The sequence below is a fragment of the Micrococcus sp. iso_239 genome (assembly GCF_056173395.1).
Genome location: NZ_CM149672.1, coordinates 2,038,084 through 2,059,046 on the forward strand (window position 1 = coordinate 2,038,084; position 20,963 = coordinate 2,059,046).

General features: G+C 73.4%; 19 protein-coding genes. 9 read left to right on the top strand and 10 right to left on the bottom strand.

Translation table 11 applies throughout. From position 1 onward, the window contains the following. Positions 1-167: 167 nt before the first annotated feature. Both AC0VX2_RS09500 and AC0VX2_RS09505 read right to left on the bottom strand, forming a co-directional pair. A complete protein-coding gene (locus tag AC0VX2_RS09500; RefSeq protein ID WP_070709149.1) occupies positions 168-1,112 on the bottom strand; it encodes a Sir2 family NAD-dependent protein deacetylase in 945 nt (314 codons plus the stop codon). Then, the gene (locus AC0VX2_RS09505; protein WP_036314242.1) at positions 1,109-1,315 is read right to left on the bottom strand and encodes a DUF3073 domain-containing protein; all 207 of its coding nucleotides are present in this window, start codon (positions 1,313-1,315) and stop codon (positions 1,109-1,111) included. The genes AC0VX2_RS09500 and AC0VX2_RS09505 overlap by 4 nt, the downstream gene beginning before the upstream one ends. A gap of 294 nt (positions 1,316-1,609) precedes the next feature. On the opposite strand from AC0VX2_RS09505, the gene AC0VX2_RS09510 reads away from it, so the two are divergent. Continuing rightward, a complete protein-coding gene (locus AC0VX2_RS09510; protein WP_051995232.1) occupies positions 1,610-3,028 on the top strand; it encodes a M20/M25/M40 family metallo-hydrolase in 1,419 nt (472 codons plus the stop codon). Between the two features lie 128 nt (positions 3,029-3,156). Here AC0VX2_RS09510 and clpB read toward each other — a convergent pair whose 3' ends face one another. Next, positions 3,157-5,751: an ATP-dependent chaperone ClpB gene (gene clpB / locus AC0VX2_RS09515; protein WP_070709419.1), complete on the bottom strand. Its 2,595-nt coding sequence runs from the start codon at positions 5,749-5,751 to the stop codon at positions 3,157-3,159. Between the two features lie 146 nt (positions 5,752-5,897). Here clpB and AC0VX2_RS09520 point away from each other — a divergent pair, with 146 nt between their 5' ends. Beyond that, complete coding sequence (locus AC0VX2_RS09520; protein ID WP_251679816.1) at positions 5,898-7,079, top strand: YihY/virulence factor BrkB family protein; 1,182 nt, start codon at positions 5,898-5,900, stop codon at positions 7,077-7,079. Positions 7,080-7,083: 4 nt separating this feature from the next. Here the strand turns inward: AC0VX2_RS09520 and AC0VX2_RS09525 are convergent, their stop codons facing one another. Then, positions 7,084-7,833, bottom strand: coding sequence for a hypothetical protein (locus tag AC0VX2_RS09525; RefSeq protein ID WP_230297322.1), 750 nt, complete (start codon positions 7,831-7,833; stop codon positions 7,084-7,086). Positions 7,834-8,086: 253 nt separating this feature from the next. Between AC0VX2_RS09525 and AC0VX2_RS09530 the strand changes: the two genes are divergently transcribed. The 3 genes from AC0VX2_RS09530 to AC0VX2_RS09540 are packed head-to-tail and all read left to right on the top strand — an operon-like array spanning position 8,087 to position 10,540. Next, on the top strand, positions 8,087-8,908 hold the full coding sequence (locus tag AC0VX2_RS09530; RefSeq protein ID WP_036314235.1) for an ABC transporter substrate-binding protein: 822 nt from the start codon (positions 8,087-8,089) through the stop codon (positions 8,906-8,908). Further along, positions 8,905-9,735 (top strand): amino acid ABC transporter permease, encoded by an 831-nt coding sequence (locus tag AC0VX2_RS09535; RefSeq protein ID WP_020626482.1) that lies wholly within the window; start codon positions 8,905-8,907, stop codon positions 9,733-9,735. The genes AC0VX2_RS09530 and AC0VX2_RS09535 overlap by 4 nt, the downstream gene beginning before the upstream one ends. A 1-nt stretch (position 9,736) precedes the next feature. Beyond that, a complete protein-coding gene (locus AC0VX2_RS09540) occupies positions 9,737-10,540 on the top strand; it encodes an amino acid ABC transporter ATP-binding protein (RefSeq protein WP_036314233.1) in 804 nt (267 codons plus the stop codon). Between the two features lie 99 nt (positions 10,541-10,639). On the opposite strand, the gene AC0VX2_RS09545 is transcribed toward AC0VX2_RS09540, so the two are convergent. Then, the gene (locus AC0VX2_RS09545) at positions 10,640-11,233 is read right to left on the bottom strand and encodes a hypothetical protein (protein ID WP_020626481.1); all 594 of its coding nucleotides are present in this window, start codon (positions 11,231-11,233) and stop codon (positions 10,640-10,642) included. Positions 11,234-11,433: 200 nt separating this feature from the next. Here AC0VX2_RS09545 and AC0VX2_RS09550 point away from each other — a divergent pair, with 200 nt between their 5' ends. The 3 genes from AC0VX2_RS09550 (at position 11,434) to trmB (ending at position 14,595) form a co-directional block, all read left to right on the top strand. Beyond that, positions 11,434-12,180 (top strand): DedA family protein, encoded by a 747-nt coding sequence (locus AC0VX2_RS09550; RefSeq protein WP_036314296.1) that lies wholly within the window; start codon positions 11,434-11,436, stop codon positions 12,178-12,180. A 5-nt stretch (positions 12,181-12,185) separates the two neighbouring features. After that, positions 12,186-13,529 carry a hypothetical protein gene (locus tag AC0VX2_RS09555; protein WP_101966068.1) on the top strand — a complete coding sequence of 448 codons (1,344 nt, stop codon included), beginning with the start codon at positions 12,186-12,188 and terminating at the stop codon, positions 13,527-13,529. Positions 13,530-13,599: 70 nt separating this feature from the next. Then, positions 13,600-14,595, top strand: a complete 996-nt coding sequence (gene trmB, locus AC0VX2_RS09560) for a tRNA (guanosine(46)-N7)-methyltransferase TrmB (RefSeq protein ID WP_036317245.1) — start codon at positions 13,600-13,602, stop codon at positions 14,593-14,595. A 22-nt stretch (positions 14,596-14,617) separates the two neighbouring features. On the opposite strand, the gene AC0VX2_RS09565 is transcribed toward trmB, so the two are convergent. From AC0VX2_RS09565 to dnaK, 5 genes are all read right to left on the bottom strand, one after another. Then, complete coding sequence (locus AC0VX2_RS09565; RefSeq protein WP_251393439.1) at positions 14,618-15,685, bottom strand: alpha/beta hydrolase; 1,068 nt, start codon at positions 15,683-15,685, stop codon at positions 14,618-14,620. Then, complete coding sequence (locus AC0VX2_RS09570) at positions 15,664-16,215, bottom strand: heat shock protein transcriptional repressor HspR (RefSeq protein WP_020626477.1); 552 nt, start codon at positions 16,213-16,215, stop codon at positions 15,664-15,666. Before AC0VX2_RS09570 ends, AC0VX2_RS09565 begins: the two co-directional genes overlap by 22 nt. Continuing rightward, positions 16,212-17,204 carry a DnaJ C-terminal domain-containing protein gene (locus tag AC0VX2_RS09575; protein WP_036317238.1) on the bottom strand — a complete coding sequence of 331 codons (993 nt, stop codon included), beginning with the start codon at positions 17,202-17,204 and terminating at the stop codon, positions 16,212-16,214. Before AC0VX2_RS09575 ends, AC0VX2_RS09570 begins: the two co-directional genes overlap by 4 nt. A 68-nt stretch (positions 17,205-17,272) precedes the next feature. Continuing rightward, a complete protein-coding gene (locus AC0VX2_RS09580; protein WP_036317235.1) occupies positions 17,273-17,935 on the bottom strand; it encodes a nucleotide exchange factor GrpE in 663 nt (220 codons plus the stop codon). A 161-nt stretch (positions 17,936-18,096) separates the two neighbouring features. After that, entirely contained in the window at positions 18,097-19,956 is a 1,860-nt protein-coding gene (gene dnaK, locus AC0VX2_RS09585) for a molecular chaperone DnaK (RefSeq protein WP_036317232.1), read from the bottom strand. A gap of 325 nt (positions 19,957-20,281) precedes the next feature. Here dnaK and AC0VX2_RS09590 point away from each other — a divergent pair, with 325 nt between their 5' ends. Then, positions 20,282-20,908: a Dps family protein gene (locus AC0VX2_RS09590; RefSeq protein WP_036317229.1), complete on the top strand. Its 627-nt coding sequence runs from the start codon at positions 20,282-20,284 to the stop codon at positions 20,906-20,908. The last annotated feature ends 55 nt before the right edge of the window (positions 20,909-20,963 follow it).

A 20,963-nucleotide genomic window follows, 5' to 3' on the forward strand; every position in this document is an offset into this window, starting at 1 on the left:
CGCCCGCTCAGGAGCACCCACCGTGGACGACGACGCCGGCGGCGCCACCTGTGCAGGAGTCGTGCGTGGCCCCGGGCCACCCGGTGTCCACACCCCCGGCGCCCGCCGTTTCCCGCACGAAAACGCCCCGGCGTCCGCCGTTTCCCGAACGAAAACGTGGGTGGGGGTCAGAGGCGGGCGTCGAGCCAGGCCAGCGCGTCGGCGACCGGGGTGCGCCAGCGCCAGCGGGCCTTGGCGTCGGCGCGGGTGGGGCCGAGGTTGATCAGCCCCGTCTCATGCCCGGCCCGCTCGGCCCGCAGCACGAACCGGTAGCCGCTCATCACGGCCAGCGAGGTGCCGACGGCGAGCACCGTGCCGCCGTCGTCGGCCATCGCCTCCGCGGCCGCGCGCCGCGCCGCGGGCACGGACTCGCCGAAGTACACGACGTCCGGCTTGAGCTTCACGGAGCCGCACACCCGGCAGCCGACCATCGTGAACTCCTCCACCCAGTGCTGGTCGAGGGAGACGTCCCCGTCGGGGTTCACGGCGTCCGGGTCGATCGCCACGCGCTCGAGGTAGCCCGGATTGGCGGCCTCGAGCCGCAGGTCCAGGTCACGGCGGGACTCGGTGGCCCCGCAGTTCAGGCAGGCCACGCGCGCCAGGTCCCCGTGGAGCTCGATCAGCCGGTCCTCCGGCATCCCCGCCGCGCGTCCGGCCTCGGCGTGCAGCCCGTCCACGTTCTGGGTCAGGACGCCGGCGATCCGCCCCTCGGCCGCCCAGCGCGCGAGGATGCGGTGCGCCTCGTTCGGGCGGGCCTGGTCCATGCGGCGCCAGCCCACGAACGAGCGCGCCCAGTAGCGGTGGCGGGCGGCCGGGTCGTCCCGGAACTCCTGGTACGTCATCGGCCGGTGGCGGTGCAGGGACCCGTTCGGCCCCCGGTAGTCCGGGATGCCGGAGTCCGTGGACACGCCGGCCCCGGTGATCACGAGCGGGCGGGACTCCTCCATCAGACGCAGCAGACCTCGAGACGCCGTCTCGGGGTCCTGCAGCGGTGCTGTCTCATCCACCACCCTGGCGATCGACCGCAGGGCGGCCTGATGCCCGTCCAGGGCCGGATGCCGTGCGGGCGTCATCGCGCCCGCGCGTCGTCGTCCTCGTCCTCCGCGTAGAGGTCCGCGTACGGATCCTCGTACTCGGGCTCCTGGTCCTGCTCCGGGCCGCGCGTGCGTCCGCCCGTGAGCTCTCGCTCCAGTGCCGAGAGGTCTGTTCCGGGAGAGAAGTACTTCATCTCCCGTGCCTGCTTCGTGGCCTTCGCCTTCTGACGGCCGCGCCCCATGAGCGTGACCCCCTTCGCATCTCTCGCCGCCTCGGATCTGTGGCGCACAGGGGCCCGCCGAGGTCTTCACTGGTCAATATGGTTCGTGCGGACAAGGATACATGACCCGCCGGACGGCCTGTGGACGACGACGACCGGCCCGGTCCGGCGGGGCGTGCAGTGGCGCCGGGTGCGGCGCGGGCGGCCGCGGCACGGGCGGCATCCGGCTGGACGGGCGTGACACACACCCTGTACGGACGCTGGACGACCGGCTAGGTTGCGTACGTCACACCCACTCCTACGATGAGGATGCCCATGCGCCGCACCCCCACCCTGCTGGCCGCCGCTACCCTGGCCGCCACGCTGACCGCCGCCCCCGTCTCACTCGCCGCCCCGGCCGCCCCGGCCGCCCCGGCGAAGGCCAGCGCCGCCACCACGCAGACCGCCGACCGGGGCCTGGGCCCCGGCCAGAACCGTGCCGGCGGCAACCCGAACTCCCCGGAGAAGCTGGTCCGATCCATCTCCTCGGACCACCTCCGCCAGGACATCGAGGCGTTCGCGGCCATCGCGGACGAGCACGGCAACCGCGCCGCGGGCACGCCGGGTTTCCAGGCCTCGCTCGACTACGCCGTGGGCGAGCTCGAGGAGGCCGGCTACGACGTCGAGCTCCAGGAGTTCGAGATCACCTACACCGAGACCCTGCGGGACCGGCTCGCGCAGACCGGACCCGTCCAGCGCGACCTCGAGCACACCGTCTTCACGTCCTCGCCCTCGGCGCAGGTCACCGACGCCCCGCTCGCGGCCCCCGCCGGCGCCGCCACCGGCTGCGCCGACGCGGACTGGGCCGACGCGGACCTGACCGGCAGCGTCGCCCTGGTCTCCCGGGGCGACTGCACCTTCGCCCAGAAGTCCCAGGTCGCGGCCGCCTCCGGCGCCGAGGCCGTCATCATCTACAACAACGCCGAGGGCGCGCTGAACGGCACCCTGGGCGCCGCGCCGGGCGACGTCGTCGGGACCGTGGGCGTGACCCGCGAGCTGGGCGCCGATCTGCTGGCCCAGACCCGCGCCGGCGGCGCCACCGTCACCCTGGACCTCGAGCAGCTTGTGGAGCAGCGGCCCACCTGGAACGTGCTGGCGGAGACGCGCACGGGCAGCGACGACGACGTCGTGATGCTCGGCGCCCACCTGGATGGCGTGCCGGAGGGCCCGGGCATCCACGACAACGCCTCGGGCGTCGCGGCGACCCTCGAGGTCGCGCGCCAGGCCGCCAAGGCCAACAAGGCCGAGAGCAAGGTCCGCTTCGCCCTGTGGGGTGCCGAGGAGATCGGCCTGCTGGGCTCGCACCACTACGTGGACACCCTGACCGCCGCGGAGCGTGAGGACATCATCCTCTACACCAACCTGGACATGGTGGCCCCGCTGGACCACCAGAACACGCTCGGCGTGCTCACGGCCGACTGGTCGATCGGTGCTGAGTCCCTGCTCGGCGCGCAGCTCGACCGCGACGGCCACACGCACCAGCCCGAGGGCAGCAACGGCCGCTCGGACTACGCGCCGTTCGTGGACGCGGGCATCGCCTCGACGGGCCTGCTCTCGATCCGCGACGACAACTACCACACGCCCCAGGACGACATCGACAACGTCTCCATCACCACGCTGACCCACACGGCCCGCGCGGTGGCGAACCTGATCGGCACCCTCCAGCAGGACGCCGACGCCCTCGGCACCCGCTGACCCGAGCGGCTCCGTCCGTCTCACAGATGCCGTCGGGGGCGGTTTCGGGTGGTATCCAGGCCGGATACCACCCGAAACCGCCCCCGACGCGCCAGAGGGAGGAGGAACACGGTCCGTCGGTCCCGGCGTCAGCCCTTCCGGGTCACGGTGAGGCCGTTCTCGCCCTCGACACGGTCCACGACCACGGTGTCCCCGTCCGCGATCTCCCCGGCGAGGATGCCGCGGGCCAGGCGGTCGCCGATCTCGCGCTGCACCAGGCGGCGCAGGGGCCGGGCGCCGTAGGCCGGGTCGAACCCGGTCGCGGCGAGCCACGCCTTGGCGGCGTCGGACACCTCGAGGGTGAGGCGGCGGTCCGTCAGGCGCGCCTGCAGGGACTCGACCTGCAGGTCCACGATCCGCGTCAGCTCGGCCACGGTGAGCGCGTCGAACTGCACGATCTCGTCCAGGCGGTTGAGGAACTCGGGCTTGAACGCCCCGCGCACCACGGACATCACGGACTCGCGCTTGGCGGCCTCGTCCAGGGTCGGGTCCACGAGGAACTGCGAGCCCAGGTTCGAGGTGAGGATCAGGATCACGTTGCGGAAGTCCACGGTGCGGCCCTGGCCGTCGGTGAGGCGGCCGTCGTCGAGCACCTGGAGCAGGATGTCGAAGACCTCGGGGTGGGCCTTCTCCACCTCGTCCAGCAGCACCACCGAGTACGGGCGACGCCGCACGGCCTCCGTGAGCTGGCCGCCCTCGTCGTAGCCGACGTAGCCCGGAGGGGCGCCGACCAGGCGGGAGACGGAGTGCTTCTCCGCGTACTCGGACATGTCGATCCGCACCATGGCGCGCTCGTCGTCGAAGAGGAACTCCGCGAGCGCCTTGGCCAGCTCGGTCTTGCCCACGCCCGTGGGGCCCAGGAACAGGAACGAGCCCGTGGGCCGGTTCGGGTCCGCGATGCCGGCCCGCGAGCGGCGCACCGCGTCCGCGACGGCGACGACGGCGTCCCGCTGCCCGATCAGCCGCTCGCCGAGGTGCTCCTCCATGGTGAGCAGCTTCTCGGACTCGGCGGTGAGCATGCGCCCGGCGGGGATGCCGGTCCAGGCGGAGACCACCTCGGCGATGTCGTCCGCCGTGACCTCCTCGGAGACCATCGGCTCGGTGGCCGAGCGGTCGGCCTCGCGGGCGGCGCGGTCCGCCTCCTCGAGCTGCTTCTCCAGCGCGGGGATCTCGCCGTACAGCAGGCGGGAGGCCTCGGCGAGGTCGCCGTCGCGTTGGGCCTTCTCGGCGAGCGAACGCAGCTCGTCCACCTTGGCGCGCAGGTCGCCGGCCTGGTTGAGGGTGGCCTTCTCCGCGTCCCAGCGGGCGGTGAGGGCGGTGAGCTCCTCCTCGCGGTCCGCCTTCTCCGCGCGCAGGGCGTCGAGCCGCTCGATGGACGCGGGGTCCGTCTCGCCTTCGAGGGCGAGCTCCTCCATGGTCAGGCGGTCCACCTGGCGGCGCAGGACGTCGATCTCCTCCGGGGCGGAGTCGATCTCCATGCGCAGGCGTGAGGCGGCCTCGTCCACGAGGTCGATGGCCTTGTCCGGCAGCTGGCGGCCGGTGATGTACCGGTGGGACAGCGTGGCCGCGGCCACGAGCGCGGAGTCGGCGATGGCCACCTTGTGGTGGGCCTCGTAGCGCTCCTTGAGCCCGCGCAGGATGGCGATCGTGTCGTCCACGCTGGGCTCGCCCACGAAGACCTGCTGGAAGCGGCGCTCCAGGGCGGGGTCCTTCTCGATGTTCTCGCGGTACTCGTCCAAGGTGGTCGCGCCGATCAGGCGCAGCTCGCCGCGGGCCAGCATGGGCTTGAGCATGTTGCCGGCGTCCATGGCGCCCTCGGACGCGCCCGCGCCCACGACGGTGTGGATCTCGTCGATGAACGTGACGACCTGCCCCTCGGCGGCCTTGATCTCCTCGAGGACGGCCTTCAGGCGCTCCTCGAACTCGCCGCGGTACTTGGCGCCGGCGACCATGGCGCCCAGGTCCAGGCTGATCAGCGTCTTGCCGCGCAGGGACTCGGGGACGTCCCCGGCCACCATCCGCTGGGCCAGGCCCTCGACGACGGCGGTCTTGCCGACGCCGGGCTCGCCGATGAGCACGGGGTTGTTCTTGGTGCGGCGCGAGAGCACCTGCACCACACGGCGGATCTCGGCGTCGCGGCCGATCACCGGGTCGAGCTTGCCGGAGCGGGCGATCTCGGTGAGGTCCGTGCCGTACTTCTCCAGGGACTGGAAGGTGGTCTCCGGGTCCTGGGTGGTGACGCGGGAGTCGCCGCGCACCAGGGTCAGGGCGGCGGCGAGCGCCTCGAGGCTCGCCCCGTTCGAGCGCAGTGCCTCACCGGCCTCGCCGGAGTCCGCTGCCACGCCGAGCAGCAGGTGCTCGGTGGAGACGAACTCGTCCGAGCGCTGCTCGGCCTGGGTGCGCGCGTTCTGCACGACCTGCAGGGCGGCGCGCGAGAACTGGGGCTGGGCCACCGTGCTGCCCTGGGTGGAGGGCAGGCGTCGGATGGCCGAGGAGGCCGCCGTGGAGACGGCGTCGGGGTCGGCCCCGGCGGCCTTCAGGACGGCCACGGCGACGGACTCCCGCTGGTCCATCAGGGCCTTCAGCAGGTGGGCCGGCTCGACCTGGGGGTTGCCGGCGGTGGAGGCGTTCATGGCCGCAGCCGAGAGCGCCTCCTGGCTCTTGGTGGTGAACTTGGCATCCATGGACTATTGGCTCCTTCTCTCCCGTGTCCCGGGGTGTCGGACAACCGTCGACCGCGGGCCGTTCCCGCCGCAGACGAAGTTGAGTCTATATAGCTCAACCCTCCACGCACCAGGGCTATTCCCCCTCGCGCCGGTACGTTGGTGCCATGGCCGGCTCCACAGCGGCGCCCCGGCGCCTCCGCACGTACACCCGACCGCGGGTGTCCCTGCTGTACGTCCTGCGCCGCACCCTGCACCGGCTCTTCGAGCTGCAGGTCTGGGATGTGGCCGCCGCCATGACCTTCTACGGGGCGCTGTCCCTGCTGCCCACCGTCATCGCCCTGCTCTCCGTGGTCTCGCTGCTGGGCGTCGAGGAGGAGACCGTGGACGCCGCGGCCCACCTGGCCGCCGAGATCTGGCCGTCGCTGACGCCCGACGTCGTCCGCGAATGGATCCTGACCCTCGGCTCGGCCGGGCCCGGCACCGGCGCCGTCGTCCTCGGGGCCGTCGGCACCGTGGTGTCCGCTTCGGGCGCCGTCGGCGCGTTCCACCGGGCCATGCACCGCATCCACGACACCCGCGAGGGCCGGCCCTTCCTCCACTTCCGCCTCGTGGTCTTCGTCGAGACGCTCGCCCTCATGCTCGGCGCCGTGCTGATCACGATCCTGGTGGTCGTCGGCGGCGACCTCTCCCTGCGCCTCGGCCAGGCCGTCGGCCTGCCGGAGGAGACGGTCCAGACGTGGAACGTGGTGAAGTGGCCGGTCATCCTCGTGGTGATCGCCCTGATCGTGACCCTCGCCTACCGCCTGGGGCCCAACGTCCGGCAGCCCCGCTACCGCCCGCTCTCGCTCGGCGCCGTGGCCGTGGTGGTCCTGCTCTTCGGCGCCACCGTGGCCCTGGGCTGGATCACGGACCGGTTCGGCCAGTTCGCCGTGGTCGGGCGGATCAACTCCGCGATCGGCGTGCTCGCCCTCGCGTGGGTGGCGTGCATCGTGCTGCTGGCCGGGGCCGCCTTCGACGCGGAGGTGCTGCGTGCCCGCCAGCTGGCCGTCGGCATCGACGCCTCCGTCGAGATCCAGCTGGCGACGCGGCACACCGCGGTGCTCGAGGCCTCCGAACGGTACGAGGCCCGCAACCGCCGCCTGGCCCGGCTCGTGGCCGACGCCGTGCGCGCCGGCGAGGACCTCACGATCGAGGCCACACCCCTGCTCTCCGAGGAGGGGCGCCTCCTCGCGGTCGAGTCGGGGCGGCGGGACCCGGAGGACGTCAGCTCGGGCAGCCCGTTCCACGCGGACCCGGTGTCCGACGATGGCGCCCGCCTCGAGCCGACGTCCCGGCCCGACGACTGACAGGTCAGCGCTCCCGGGCCTCGAACGCCTCGACCTGGGCACGCAGCGTCTCGGCCGCGATCTCCTCGTCGAGGCCCACCATGCCGAGGTACACGAGCTCGTCCCCGTCCGTGACGCCGCCGACGGTCATGGTGAACAGGGCCGTGTCCATGCCCGAGTTGACCAGGGCGATGTGGACCGCGTCCGGCACGCCGGGCACCTTCGTGAAGGCCGCCTGGACGCCGTCCGGGTCGCCGAACGTGCCGCACGTGTCGGCCAGCTTGCCGAAGGGCGCCAGCAGATCGGTGCCGTCGTCGGTGACCGCGACCATGCCGAACGCCCCGGCCTGGGAACCGGCCAGGCCGGTGACGGCGGCCGGGTCCACCTCGTACTGGGCCAGCGCACCGCCGAGCCCGGGCGCCTGCTGCGTGTTGATCTGCTCGATGAGGTCCGCGCAGGCGCCCGTGGGGGTGACGCCCGTCAGGCTCAGGCTGGTGCTGATCGGCTCGCCGCCGCCGGCCTGGGTCTCCATGCCCGTGAACACGCCGCCGGGCGCGGTCTCCGGGGTGAGCAGGACGTCCTCGAGCGCCTCCACGCGCTCCTCCTGCTCGTCCGTGAGGTCCGAGCCGGCCCCCGTCGGGGCGGACTCGGACGCGTCGGCCGAGGAGGACGAGGCCTCGCCGCCTCCCCCGCCGCAGCCGACGAGCGCGAGGGCGCCCACGGCGAGCAGGGACAGGGCGACGGCGGGGCGAGCGGGGGCGGCGGGGCGGAGCATGAGAGACCTCTCAGACCGGGTGACGACGATGTGACCAGCCTGACAATCCCCACAGCGCAGGGCCAGCTTTCGCCTGCGGAGGCGGGTCGCGGCAGGGCCACCGGTCGATTGGCTCGCTCCGCGGCGACGAGCCGTCTCCCGGCGCCCGCGACGGGCCCGACGCACTACGATGACCACCAATCACGGCGGAACACGTCACTCTGCCGGCTCCCTCCGACCCGCCCCCTCCCGACGGCGACACAGAAGGCCCTCCATGACCCGCATCCACTCCCGCCTCCTCGGCACCGTGGGGCTCACCGCGTCGGCGGCGCTGCTCACCGGCTGCGCCGTCCTCGGCGGCGACGCCGGATCCGCCGGCATCGTGTCCGACGACGACCTGAGCACCTCGTACGGCCTCGTCCAGCCCGGCGTCCTGACGGTCTGTTCCGACGTCCCCTACCCGCCCTTCGAGTTCGAGGAGAACGGTGAGCTGACCGGCTACGACATCCAGCTGGTCGAGGCGGTGGCGGAGAAGCTGGGCCTCGGGGTGAACGTGATCGACTCCTCCTTCGAGGCCATCGAGTCGGGTGCCTCGCTCACCGGCTGCGACGTGAACGCCTCGTCGATCTCCATCACCGAGGCCCGTCAGCGCGTCATGGCCTTCACCCTCCCCTACCTCGACGACGACCTCGTCCTGGTCGCGAAGAAGGGCTCCGGCATCACCGACGTCGACTCCGCGAAGGGCCGCCGGATCGGCGTGCAGGCCGCGACCACCGGCGACGAATACGCCCAGCAGAACGGCCTGAGCCCCGTGCAGTTCGAGGACGGCGGCATGCAGGTCCAGGCCCTGCAGGCCGGCACCGTGGACGCCGCCCTGGGCAACCAGTCCGTGTTGCTCTACTCCCTCAAGGACGACGATCGCTTCGAGGTGGTCGAGTCGCTGCCCACGGGCGAGCAGCTCGGCATGGCGGTCGGCCCGCAGAAGGCGCAGCTCGGCTCCGCCGTGAACCGCGCGCTGCAGGAGCTGCGCAACGACGGCACCGTGGCCGAGCTCCAGGAGCGCTGGTTCGGTCAGGCACAGGAGGACTACCGATGAGCACGCAGGCCCCCGTCTCGCCGGCACCGGCCATGAAGCCCGGCCGCGCGCGCCGCCGTCGTCGGCTGTCCCTGATCATCCAGGCGGCCGTCTTCGTCCTCGCCCTCGTCGTCCTGGCCGTCCTCATCGACTGGGGCGCGCTCGCCGAGAACGTCCTGAACTTCCCCGCCGTGGCCCCGATGTTCCCCAACGTGATCCTCGTGGGGCTGGGCAACACGCTGTTCTACACGGTCACCTCGTTCGTCGTCGGCCTGCTGGGCGGCATCGTGCTCGCGCTCATGCGCCTGAGCTCGTTCGGCCCGTACCGGTGGCTGGCCACCGCCTACGTGGAGTTCTTCCGCGGCGTCCCCGCGCTGCTGGTGTTCCTCGCCTTCGGCTACGGGGTGCCCTTCGCGTTCGGGGTGTCCTGGCCGATCCCCGTCGTCGTGATGGTGGCCCTGGGCATGGTCTCGGCCGCGTACATCGCCGAGACCCTGCGTGCCGGCCTGCAGGCGGTGCCCCGCGGCCAGATGGAGGCGGCCCGGTCCCTCGGCATGCCGACGTGGCGGGCCATGGTCACCATCGTGATCCCCCAGGCGTTCCGCATCGTGCTGCCGCCGCTCACCAATGAGGTCATCCTCCTGACCAAGGACTCCTCGCTGGTCTACGTGCTCGGCCTGGCCGCGCACGAGTACGAGCTCACCAAGTTCGGTCGCGACGGCATCTCCGCCCTCGACGCCGGCATGACGCCGATCCTTGTGGCCGGCCTGTTCTACCTCGTGATCACCGTGCCGCTGTCCCTGTTGGCCCGCCGGTTCGAGGCCCGTTCGACCAAGAAGGGGCACTGAGATGGCCCAGCAGAACCCCATCACCGGATCCTTCGGCGCGGTGGCCGCCGCGGACGCCGCCGGCGTGCACGTGGCCGGCCTCAACAAGTCCTTCGGCGCCAACCACGTGCTGCGCGGCATCGACCTCGACGTCGCCCCCGGCGAGGTCGTGTGCCTGATCGGCCCGTCCGGCTCGGGCAAGTCCACCCTCCTGCGCTGCGTGAACCTGCTGGAGAAGCCCGACTCGGGCGTCGTCACGGTCGGTGAGTTCACGGTCACGGACGAGGACGTGGACCTGGACGTGCTGCGCCGCCACGTGGGCATGGTGTTCCAGCAGTTCAACCTGTTCCCGCACCTGTCCGTGCTGGAGAACTGCACCGTGGCCCAGCTCAAGGTGCTCAAGCGGGGCAAGGCCGAGGCGGTGGACGTCGCCCGTCGGCAGCTGGCCCGCGTGGGCCTGGCCGAGCTCGAGGACCGCTACCCGGACCAGCTCTCCGGCGGTCAGCAGCAGCGCGTGGCGATCGCCCGTGCGCTGGCCATGGACCCGCAGCTGATGCTCTTCGACGAGCCCACCTCGGCCCTCGACCCCGAGACCGTCGGCGACGTCCTGGCGATCATGCGTCAGCTGGCCCGCGACGGCATGACCATGCTCGTGGTCACCCATGAGATGGGCTTCGCCCGCGAGGTGGCCGACCGGGTCGTGTTCATGGACGGCGGCGTCGTGGTGGAGGCCGGCCCGGCCGCCGCGGTGATCTCCGATCCCCAGCAGCCGCGCACCCAGGACTTCCTGCGCCGCGTGCTGCACCCCACCGAGATCGATCTCTGAGCCTGCCCGCCCGCCGTGCCCCGGTGGGCGGGCGCATGCGTGAGGGGCCCCGCCTGGACCGTGGTCCGGGCGGGGCCCCTCAGGCATGCGGCGGGGGCGTCAGGCCTTCTTGCGCAGCTTCTTCAGCTCGTCACGGGCCTCGCGCAGCGCGGCGACCTGCTCCTCACGGGCGGCGTGGATCGCGGCGACCTTCTCGTCCTGGGCGTCGCGGATGGCCTGCACCTTGGCGTCGCGGGCGCCCTCGATGCGGGCGGCGCGCTTCTTGGCGGCCTTGCGGCGCTTGCCGGGGCGGTTGGCCACGGAGTCGGCGGCGATGGCCAGGCCGGAGCCGACCAGGAAGATGTCCTTGGCGACGGCGGTGCCCTCCTGGGACGGGCGCACGCCGTCCGCCTCGGTCATCTCCGGGGTGTTCAGGTACATGGAGAACAGGCCGCCGGAGAACGCGGTCAGGGCGGAGCCGGCGAGCCAGCCCGGGACGAACGGGGCCAGCAGGGCCGAGCCCACGCCGATCTCGGTGGTCACGAGGAACTTCTTGAACTGCTCCGGTGACAGGTTGGCCAGCGCGGGCAGGCCGCGGGCGCTCATGTCGCGCAGGCCCTGGGCCTGCTCCGCGGAGATGCCGCGCTTGTTCAGGCCGGAGTTCAGGATGAACGCGCCGGAGGCCAGGCGCAGCGGAATCTGGACGATGCTCATGGAGTCTTCCTTCCAGTAGGGCCCGCGGCACGCACGTGGAGTGGGGTGTGGCGCGAACGGTCGGTGAGCGGTCTGCACCTCCGACAGTACCAACGGCAGCCCGCTCCCGCCCGCCCGGAGGCGCGGCTGTGCGCGCAGAGCGGACGACGTCGGCGCCTCCACCACGTCGCGGAGGCGGTCGATGATGGACAATGGGGCGCATGCTCCCCCTCGTCGCACCCCTGACCGTGGCCGCCGCCGCGCCCACCGACTACGGCTGGCTCGGCAACATCGTCGTGGACATCATGGAGGCGGTCGGCCCGATCGGCGTCGGCCTGGCCGTCTTCGCGGAGAACATCTTCCCGCCCATCCCGTCCGAGGTGATCCTGCCCCTGGCAGGCTTCACCGCGGCCGGCGGCGCCTTCAGCCCGCATGCCGCGCTGGTCTGGGCGACGGTCGGCTCGATCGTCGGAGCGCTGGCCCTCTACGGCCTCGGCGCGTGGCTCGGCCGCCACCGCATGTACCGCCTCGCGGACCGCATGCCGCTGGTGGACATGGAGGACGTGGCCAAGACCGAGCGCTGGTTCATCCGATACGGCTACTGGACCGTGTTCCTGGGCCGCATGGTCCCCGTGTTCCGCTCCCTGATCTCCATCCCCGCGGGCATCGAGCGGATGAACCTCGCGAAGTTCACCCTGTTCACGGCGCTGGGCTCCCTGATCTGGAACGCGATCTTCGTGTACGGCGGCTACGCGCTCGGGGAGCGGTTCCACCTCATCTCCGAGTACGCGGACGTCTTCTCCAACGTCGTCCTGGTCCTGATCCTGGCCTTCCTCGCGACCTGGGTGGTCCTGCGCCTGCGCCGCGACGCCCGCCGCCGGAACGACCCGGACTGGCGCCCGCCGACCGCGGACGAGATGGCCGCCCGCGTCGAGGCCATCCTGGAGTCCTCCGACCACCGGAAGTGAATCGCATGCACCCCGTCCTGCCCTCCCCCCGCCGTGGCCGCGCGGCCCTCGGCCTGGCCGCCGTCGCCCTGGTGACGCTGAGCGCCTGTGCCCGCACCGAGCCGCAGCCTGAGCCTGCGCCCGCCACGACGGCGGCCTCCGCCCTGCCGTCCATGGACATGGCCCCGTTCACGGTCGAGGTCCCCTCGCACGACCTCGAGCGGGTGCCGGAGGCGAGCGTCGCCGTGCTCGAGGGCGAGGACCCGGACCACCACGGGGCGTGGCTGCAGGTGCCCGGGGCGCCGGCCTGGACGGAGGCCATGGCCGAGGCCGTGCGCGCCCAGATCGACCAGTACCGCCGGGACACCGACCCGAGCGCGGACCCGCGTCTGGAGATCCAGCCGCAGCTCGCCGTCGTGGCCGAGGACATCGCCGCGGCCCGACTGCTCGCCACGGAGCGGCGCGGCACGGACTCCGTGTCCACCTCGCACGTGATCTGGTACTCGGCCCGCGAGGACCGCGTGCTCGAGACCGCCGATCTCTTCACCCCCGACGGCTGGGACGCGTTCCGCGCCGAGGTGCGCCAGCGCATGGCCAACGACCCGGACGTGATCGGCTCGCGCCTGGACTCGGCGGTCGACGCCCCGGAGCAGGTGGAGAACCGTCGCGTCTGGGACGCGGTGGTCTTCCTGCCGGACGGCAGCCTGATGCTCGAGGCGGACCAGGCGTCCATGGCGCCGGCCGCCGCGGGCGTGCTGACGGTGCGGATCCCTCGGGACACGGCGACCGCCTGGCTGTCCGACCTGGGCCACGTCGCCGCGGACGCCGCCTCCGCCCCCGCCGACCTGCGTCTGCCGGACCGCTCCACCCCGACCCCCGAGGAGCAGCAACCGGAGCCCGCCCCCGAGCCGGAGCCCGAGACGTCCTCGTGGACGGAGGAGGCCACCGGCGCACCCGTGCCGCCCCCGTCCGCGCCCGCCGACACGGCGGCCCCGACGCCCAGCGTGACCACCCCGGTGCCGAGCAGCACGGCCCCGTCCTCCTCGGCCCCCGCGCCCACCCGCTCGGCCACGCCGTCCTCCCCGTCGTCTCCCCCCACCTCGTCCTCGCCGTCGGGCACGGGATCCGGCAGTCCGACGCCGAGCACCCCCGACCCGACGCCGACCTCCGCGACGCCGACCCCGACGTCCCCGACCCCGACGTCCCCGAGCCCGTCCGGTCCGTCCACGAGCGCGTCCGGTCCGTCCACGAGCGCGCCGGCCACGGACCCTGCGCCGGACCCGACCGAGTCCGCACCCGAGCCGACCGCCACCACGGCCTCCGCGTCCGCGTCGCCCACGTCGGGGGACCGCTCCAGCAGCACCCCCTGACCCCGGCGCCGGGCGCCGTCGTCGGCCGCGGTCTGCACCGTCGACGCGCGGCCGTGGCAGGATCGGGGCGATGACTGAGCACCTGCCCCGCCCCTGCCCGGACGCACCCGGCCCCGACGCCGTGCCGCCGCCCGCCGAGCGCGTCCACGCGCACGACCACAATCGGGACAAGGACCCCGCCCTCGTCCGACGGGAGCCGGTCTCCTTCGTCCGGCGCGGCGCGCGCCTGAACGCGGGGCGACAGGCGGTGTGGGACCGCCAGGCGGAGCGGGTCCTCGTGGACGTGCCCCGCGGCCGCGGCGCCACCTCGGTGGACGCCCGGGCCCGACTGGACTGGGCGGGGGTGTTCGGGCGCGAGGCTCCCCTGCTGGTGGACATCGGCTCGGGGCTGGGCGAGTCCACGGCGCAGGCCGCCGCCGACCGGCCGGACTGGAACGTGCTCGCCGTCGAGGTCTACGTGCCCGGCCTGGCCGCGCTCATGACGCGCGTGGAGCAGCAGGGCCTGGAGAACGTCCGCGCCGTGGAGGCCAACGCGCCCGAGCTGCTGGACGCCCTGCTCACGCCCGGCTCCGTCTCCGAGGTGTGGGTGTTCTTCCCGGACCCGTGGCACAAGAAGCGGCACCACAAACGCCGTTTGGTCTCCCCCGCCTTCGCCGATCGCGTGGCGCGGGTGCTCACCCCCGGCGGGGTGCTGCGGCTGGCGACGGACTGGTCGGGCTACGCCGTGCAGATGCGCGAGGTGCTCGAGGCGCACCCGGAGTTCGAGAACCTCTTCCCCGGGCGCGCCGCGGGCGAGGACTCTCCGCTCACGCGGGTGCGCCGCGAGGGCAGGGAGACCGAGGTGGGTGCCCAGCCGCTGCCCGCGGGATGGGAGAGCGCGGCCGAGGAGGAGCGCCCCCTGCGCGCCGGCCTGGGCGAGGCGCGGGCCGGCGCGGCGGCCGCGGACCCCGTGGACCACGACGGCGGCTGGGCGCCCCGGTTCGAGGGCCGACCGATCACGAGCTTCGAGGCGAAGTCCCAGCGGGCCGGGCGGCTCGTGTTCGACCTGGCGTACCGCCGCCGCTGAGCACGGGGCCCGACGGGGTCGCTCAGGCCGGGGCGACCGGCCCGGCCGGGTCGGCGCCGTCCGGAACGGGCGACAGCGGCAGGCCGGCGGTCACCCGCGCGGTCGCCGCGAGCGTCACGGACCCGGCGTCCCGGTAGCCCCTCGGGGCGTCCTCGGGGGCCGTCGGCGACCAGCGGGCCGTGCGGTGGCCGCGGACGGCGGCCCCCGCCAGGCCGGGCCGCGGGGCCACCGGCAGCGCGGCGGCGTCCGTCCAGTCCCGACGACGGCCGACCGCGCGGCCGACCCGGGCGAGGAGATCGCCCGGGGCCAGGGCGCGGAACGTCCGCCCGGACCGCAGGCCGAGGTGCGCGGCCCGGGCCGCCAGGGCGGCGGGCAGGCCGACCGTGCCCGAGACCACGAGGGCCTCGACGGGACGCTCGGCCGGCCACGGGGCCTCCGCGTCGTCGGGCTGCAGGCCCCGGTCCGCGAGCAGGCGCAGGGCGTGCGCGGCCACGAGCGAGCCGTACGAGTGGGCCTCCACGGCCCCGTGCACGGCGGTCCCGCGGGCGCGCAGGGCCGGGGCGACATCGTCGTCCTCCCCCGGCCCGTGGCGCAGGAACTCCCACCAGGCCCGCACATCCGCGGCGAGCATCGCGCCGCCGCGCCGGCCGGGGCCGTCGAGCACCACCCGCCAGGGCGTGGGTGCGGGGTAGCCGAGCCACCCGATGACGACGGGGCGGGGTGCGCCGGCGGCGCGCTGGGCGGCGGCGAGGTGGGCGGCCTCCCGGGCCGTCCCCCACATGGCCGTCTGGGGGCGGATGCCCATGCCAGAGACGAGCCAGGTCAGGTGGGTGGCGGTCGCGGGGTCCCCCGCGGCGACCACCGCGCGCGGCCCGTCCGGGCCCTCGAGGACGTAGTCCAGCAGATGCCGGGCGGGCAGGTGCGGGTCCATGCCCTCCGGCTTGAGGGCGTGGACGATCCCGTCCAGGGCGCTCCGGGCCTGCCGGCCGAGGCCGTCGCGCCGGGCCATGTCGGCGCGCAGCCGCTCCTGCACGCGGGACCGCGCGGCCGCCCCGAACGACGCCCGGCTCAGTCCTGCTCGGACTGCCACGTGGGCACCCGTCGGAGGCCTGCGACGCCGGAGGGCAGCCTCCGCAGGCCGCTCGGGCAGGCCTCGCCCGCGGTGTCCGCCCCGGCCCGTGCCGCGGCGTGACGGCGGACGGCCATCCGGTCGGCGTAGCGGGCCGAGACGTCACCGCCGGAGCCCACGGTGAAGACGCGGGCCAGGCGGGAGGCGTGGTGGAGGCGGTCCACCTGGGCAGCCAGCTCGACCACGGTGTCCTGCAGCTGCTCGACCTCGCGCTGCAGCGCGATCACGCGGCGGATGCCCTCCAGCGAGATGCCTTCACGGCTCAGGGTCTGCACGGTCTGCAGCCGCTCGACGTCGGCGAGGGAGTAGCGGCGGTGCCGTCCGTCCTGGCGGGCGGGGACCACGAGGCCGAGCCGGTCGTACTGGCGCAGGGTCTGCGGATGCATGTCCGCCATCTCGGCGGCCACGGAGATCACGAAGACCGGGGCGTGCCGGTCGGGACCCCCCTCGCGGCCCCGGTCCGCACGGGCGGCGCCGTCGCGGGCGCTCACCAGGCTGCCTTCCGGGCCAGCTCCCGCCGCGGATCGTCGCCGGCAGTGGCGGACTGCAGGGCCTCGACGGCGGCGCGGGCGTCGTCGTTGAGCGTGGTGGGCACGGTGACGCGCAGCTCCACGAGCAGGTCACCCGTCGTCGTCCCGCGCTCGACACCGCGGCCCTTCAGGCGCAGCACGCGGCCACACTGGGAGCCCGCCGGCACCTTCACCTTCACGGGGCGCTCCAGCGTCGGCACCTCGATCGTGGCGCCGAGGGCGGCCTCGGGGAAGGTGACGGGCACGGTGATCCGCAGGTCGTCCCCGTCCCGGCGGAAGAACTCGTGCTCGCGCACGTGTACGGTGACCAGCAGGTCGCCGCGGCCGGCCGGGCCGGGCGAGCCCTTGCCGCGGGCACGGACCTTCTGGCCGTCGCGGATGCCCTTCGGGATCTTCACCTCGATCGTCTCGCCGTCCGGGCCGCGCAGGGACACCGTGGTGCCCTGGATCGAGCCGCGGAAGGAGATCGTGGTGGTGGCGGTGCGGTCCGCGCCCTTCGTGGGGCGCGGCCGCGCGTAGCCGGCGTCACCGAAGCCGCCGGGGCCGAAGCCGCCGGTCTGGCCGGCGGCGCCGCCGAACATCCCGCTGAACAGGTCCGACAGGTCGGGCCCGGACTGCGTGGTGCGGGGGCCGCCCCCGCCGCCGAACATGCCGCCGAAGACGTCCTCGAAGCCGCCGCCGCCGGCACCGCCCGGGGCGGAGAACCGGGCGCCGCCGCCCATCGCGCGGATCGCGTCGTACTCCTGGCGCTCCTGGGGGTCGCTCAGGACGGCGTACGCCTCCGAGATCTCCTTGAACTTCTTCTCGGCCGCCTCGTCCCCGGGGTTCTGGTCCGGGTGGTGGGTGCGGGCGAGCTTGCGGTAGGCCTTCTTCACATCCGCATCGGAGGCGTCCTTGGACACCCCCAGGGTCGCGTAGAAGTCCTTGTCCATCCAATCCTGCGAGGCCATGGTGCCTCCTCTCGTGTGCATCGGTCAGGGGGTCGGCCGGCGGCGGGGTGGGCCGCCGGCCGACGGGGTCACTCGTCTCCGGCGGAGACCATCACCTGGGCGGCGCGCAGCACGCGGCCGTCCCGGACGTAGCCGTTGCGGAAGACCTGGACCACGTGGTCCGCGGGCACCTCCGCGTGCGGCTGGCGCATCACGGCCTCGTGCAGGGCCGGGTCGAACTCGACGCCGGCCAGCGCCGCCTGGTCGTGGCGCTCGAGGCCGAGGCCGGCCAGGACGGTGTCGAGCTTGGTCGCGATGGCGGCGAACGGGCCGTCCGTCAGGTCGCCGGCGGCGCGGGCGGCGTCGATGTCGTCGAGCACCGGCAGCAGCGCGGTGACGGCCTTGAGCACGCCGGCGTCCCTGGCCAGGTCGCGGTCGCGGTCCACGCGACGCTTGTAGTTCACGAACTCGGCCTGCAGACGTCGCAGGTCGGTCTCGAGCTCGGCCTCGCGGTCCGAGGCCGCGGGCTGCGGCGCCTCGGTCCCGGCCTCCGCGCCGGCCTCGTCGAGGATGCGCTCGGCCTGGGCGAGGGCGTCGCCGTCCTCGGCCTGCTCGGCCGCGCTCTCAGCGGAGACACGGCGCTCACCGGTCTCGGGGTCGATGCGGCGACGGTCGTTGAACACGATGGGCTCCTCCTCGGAGCCGCGCTCGGCGTCGGAGGAGCCGTGCGGACGCTGCTGGTCGGCGCTCATGGTGTGTCCTTTCGAAGCGGGTGGGCGCGGCGGGTCCGCCGCGCGGGGGTGGTGCGGGAAGGCCGGCGGGCTGGCCCGGCAGGGGCGCTGCCGGGCCGGCCCGCCGGCGTCGTGGGCCTCCGGGCGGGGCGGGCGTGGACGCCCGCCCCGGCCCCGGGGTGTCAGGCCTTCTTCTCGTCGTCCTCGTCGACCACCTCGGCGTCGACGATGTCCTCATCGTCGCCCTGCGGGGCGGCGGACTCGGCGCCGGCGTCGGCCGACTCCGCGCCCTGCTGGGCGTAGAGGGCCTCGCCGATCTTGACCTGGGAGGCCTGGAGCTTCTCGAACGCGGCGGCGACCTCGTCGTCGTTGTCCTGCTTCTCCAGGGCGGCCTTCAGGGCGTCGACGTCGGCCTGCACCTCGGTCTTGACGTCCTCGGGCAGCTTGTCGCCGTTGTCCTGCAGGAGCCTCTCAACGGAGTAGGCGGACTGCTCCGCCTGGTTGCGGCGGTCGGCGGCCTCGCGGCGCTTCTTGTCCTCGTCCGCGTGGGCCTCGGCGTCCTTGACCATGCGGTCGATGTCCTCCTGGGACAGCGAGGAGCCGCCCGTGATGGTCATCGACTGCTCGGTGCCGGTGCCCTTGTCCTTCGCGGAGACGTGCACGATGCCGTTCGCGTCGATGTCGAACGTGACCTCGATCTGGGGCATGCCGCGCGGGGCCGGGGCGATGCCGGTCAGCTCGAAGGTCCCCAGCGCCTTGTTGTCCCGGGTGAACTCGCGCTCGCCCTGGAAGACCTGGATGGACACGGAGGGCTGGTTGTCCTCGGCCGTGGTGAACGTCTCGGAGCGCTTGGTCGGGATGGCCGTGTTGCGCTCGATGAGCTTGGCCATCACGCCGCCCTTGGTCTCGATGCCCAGCGACAGCGGGGTCACGTCGATCAGGAGCACGTCCTTGCGCTCACCGGCGAGCACGCCCGCCTGCACCGCCGCGCCGATGGCGACGACCTCGTCCGGGTTCACGCTCTTGTTGGGCTCCTTGCCGCCGGTCAGCTCCTTCACCAGGTCGGAGACGGCGGGCATGCGGGTGGAGCCGCCGACGAGGATCACGTGGTCGATGTCGGAGACCTTGACGCCGGCCTCCTTGATGACGTCCTCGAACGGCTTGCGGGTGCGCTCGAGCAGGTCCTTGGTGAGGTCCTCGAACTTGGCGCGGGACAGGTGCTCGTCCAGATGCACCGGGCCCTCGGGGGTCACGGACAGGTACTGCAGCGAGATGCTGGTGGAGGTGGCCGAGGAGAGCTCCTTCTTGGCCTGCTCCGCGGCCTCCTTCAGGCGCTGCAGGGCGATCTTGTCCTTGGACAGGTCCGCGCCCTTGGACTTGGCCTGCTGGAGCAGCCAGTCCACGATCCGCTGATCCCAGTCGTCGCCGCCGAGGCGGTTGTCGCCGGCGGTGGCGCGCACCTGGATGGTGGCGAAGTCGTCCTCGTCCTTGGCGACCTCGAGCAGGGACACGTCGAAGGTGCCGCCGCCCAGGTCGAAGACCAGGATGAGCTCGTCCTCCTTGCCCTTCTCCAGGCCGTAGGCCAGCGCGGCCGCGGTGGGCTCGTTGATGATGCGCTTGACGTTCAGGCCCGCGATCTCGCCGGCCTCCTTGGTGGCCTGGCGCTCGGCGTCGTTGAAGTAGGCGGGCACGGTGATCACCGCGTCGGTGACCTTCTCGCCCAGGTACTCCTCGGCGTCGTGCTTGAGCTTCATCAGCGTGCGGGCCGAGATCTCCTGCGGGGTGTACTTCTTGCCGTCCACCTCGGTGGTCCAGTCGGTGCCCATGTGGCGCTTGACGGACGCGTAGGTGCGCTCGGGGTTGTTGACGGCCTGGCGCTTGGCGACCTCGCCGACCAGGACGTCCCCGCCCTTGGAGAACGCGACGACGGACGGGGTGGTGCGGGCGCCCTCGGCGTTCGCGATGACGACCGGGTCGCCGCCCTCGAGGACGGCGACGACGGAGTTGGTGGTGCCGAGGTCGATGCCGACTGCACGGGACATGGTGGGGTCCTTCCTGTCTGACGGTGAAGCGGGGGCCGGACCCGCGGGCCGGGGGCACCGACGCCACAGGGACTTGAGCCTTCATGACTCAGGTTGCCACCGGGTCGGTGGACTGTCAAGTGAACCTGAGTCGACTTCACTCACTTCTGCTTCTGCGGGGGTCAACGCGGGCCGTCCGCGATCCATTCCCGGCGCCGCGGATCCGCTCCGGACCCGCCCGCGCACGCCGCTCAGACCTGGAAACACGACGACCTCACGCGGTTGGATGGCGGATCACGGGGCGTCGCCGACGGCGCGCCCACCCCAACGGAGAAGGAGCACCACCATGGCCGAGAAGAACGCCGCCGAGTACACCGTCCCGGGCCTGTCGCTGAGCACGGGCCGACGCACCGCCGAGATCCTCCAGGGCCGTCTGCACGCCCTCAACGACCTGCAGCTCACCCTGAAGCACGCCCACTGGAACGTGGTGGGCCCCGGCTTCATCGGCGTGCACGAGATGCTCGACCCCCAGATCGAGCTGGTCCGCGGGATGGTGGACGTCCTCGCGGAGCGCATCGCCACCCTGGGCGTCTCCCCCGCCGGCACCCCGGGCGCACTCGTGGCCGCCCGCGCGTGGGACGACTACACGCTGGGCCGCGCGTCGACCCTGGAGCACCTGGCCGCGCTGGACCTCGTCTACGACGGCGTCGTGACGGACCACCGCGCCGCGATCGACGCCACCGAGGACCTCGACCCGGTCACGCAGGACATCCTCATCGACCAGGTGGCCCAGCTCGAGCTGTTCCAGTGGTTCATGCGCTCGTTCCTGACCACCGACGACGGCCGGCTGAGCAGCGCAGGCACCACCACCGAGGCCGCCGCCGCGGGCCGCGTGAAGGGCGCCCAGTCCGCGCCCGCCCCGAAGGCCGGGCGCACGAAGAAGTCGGACGCGAAGAAGTCCAAGAAGAAGTGACCGCGCGCCCCTGAGGCGCCCGTGCACCGGAGGGGCCCGACCGCACTGACGGTCG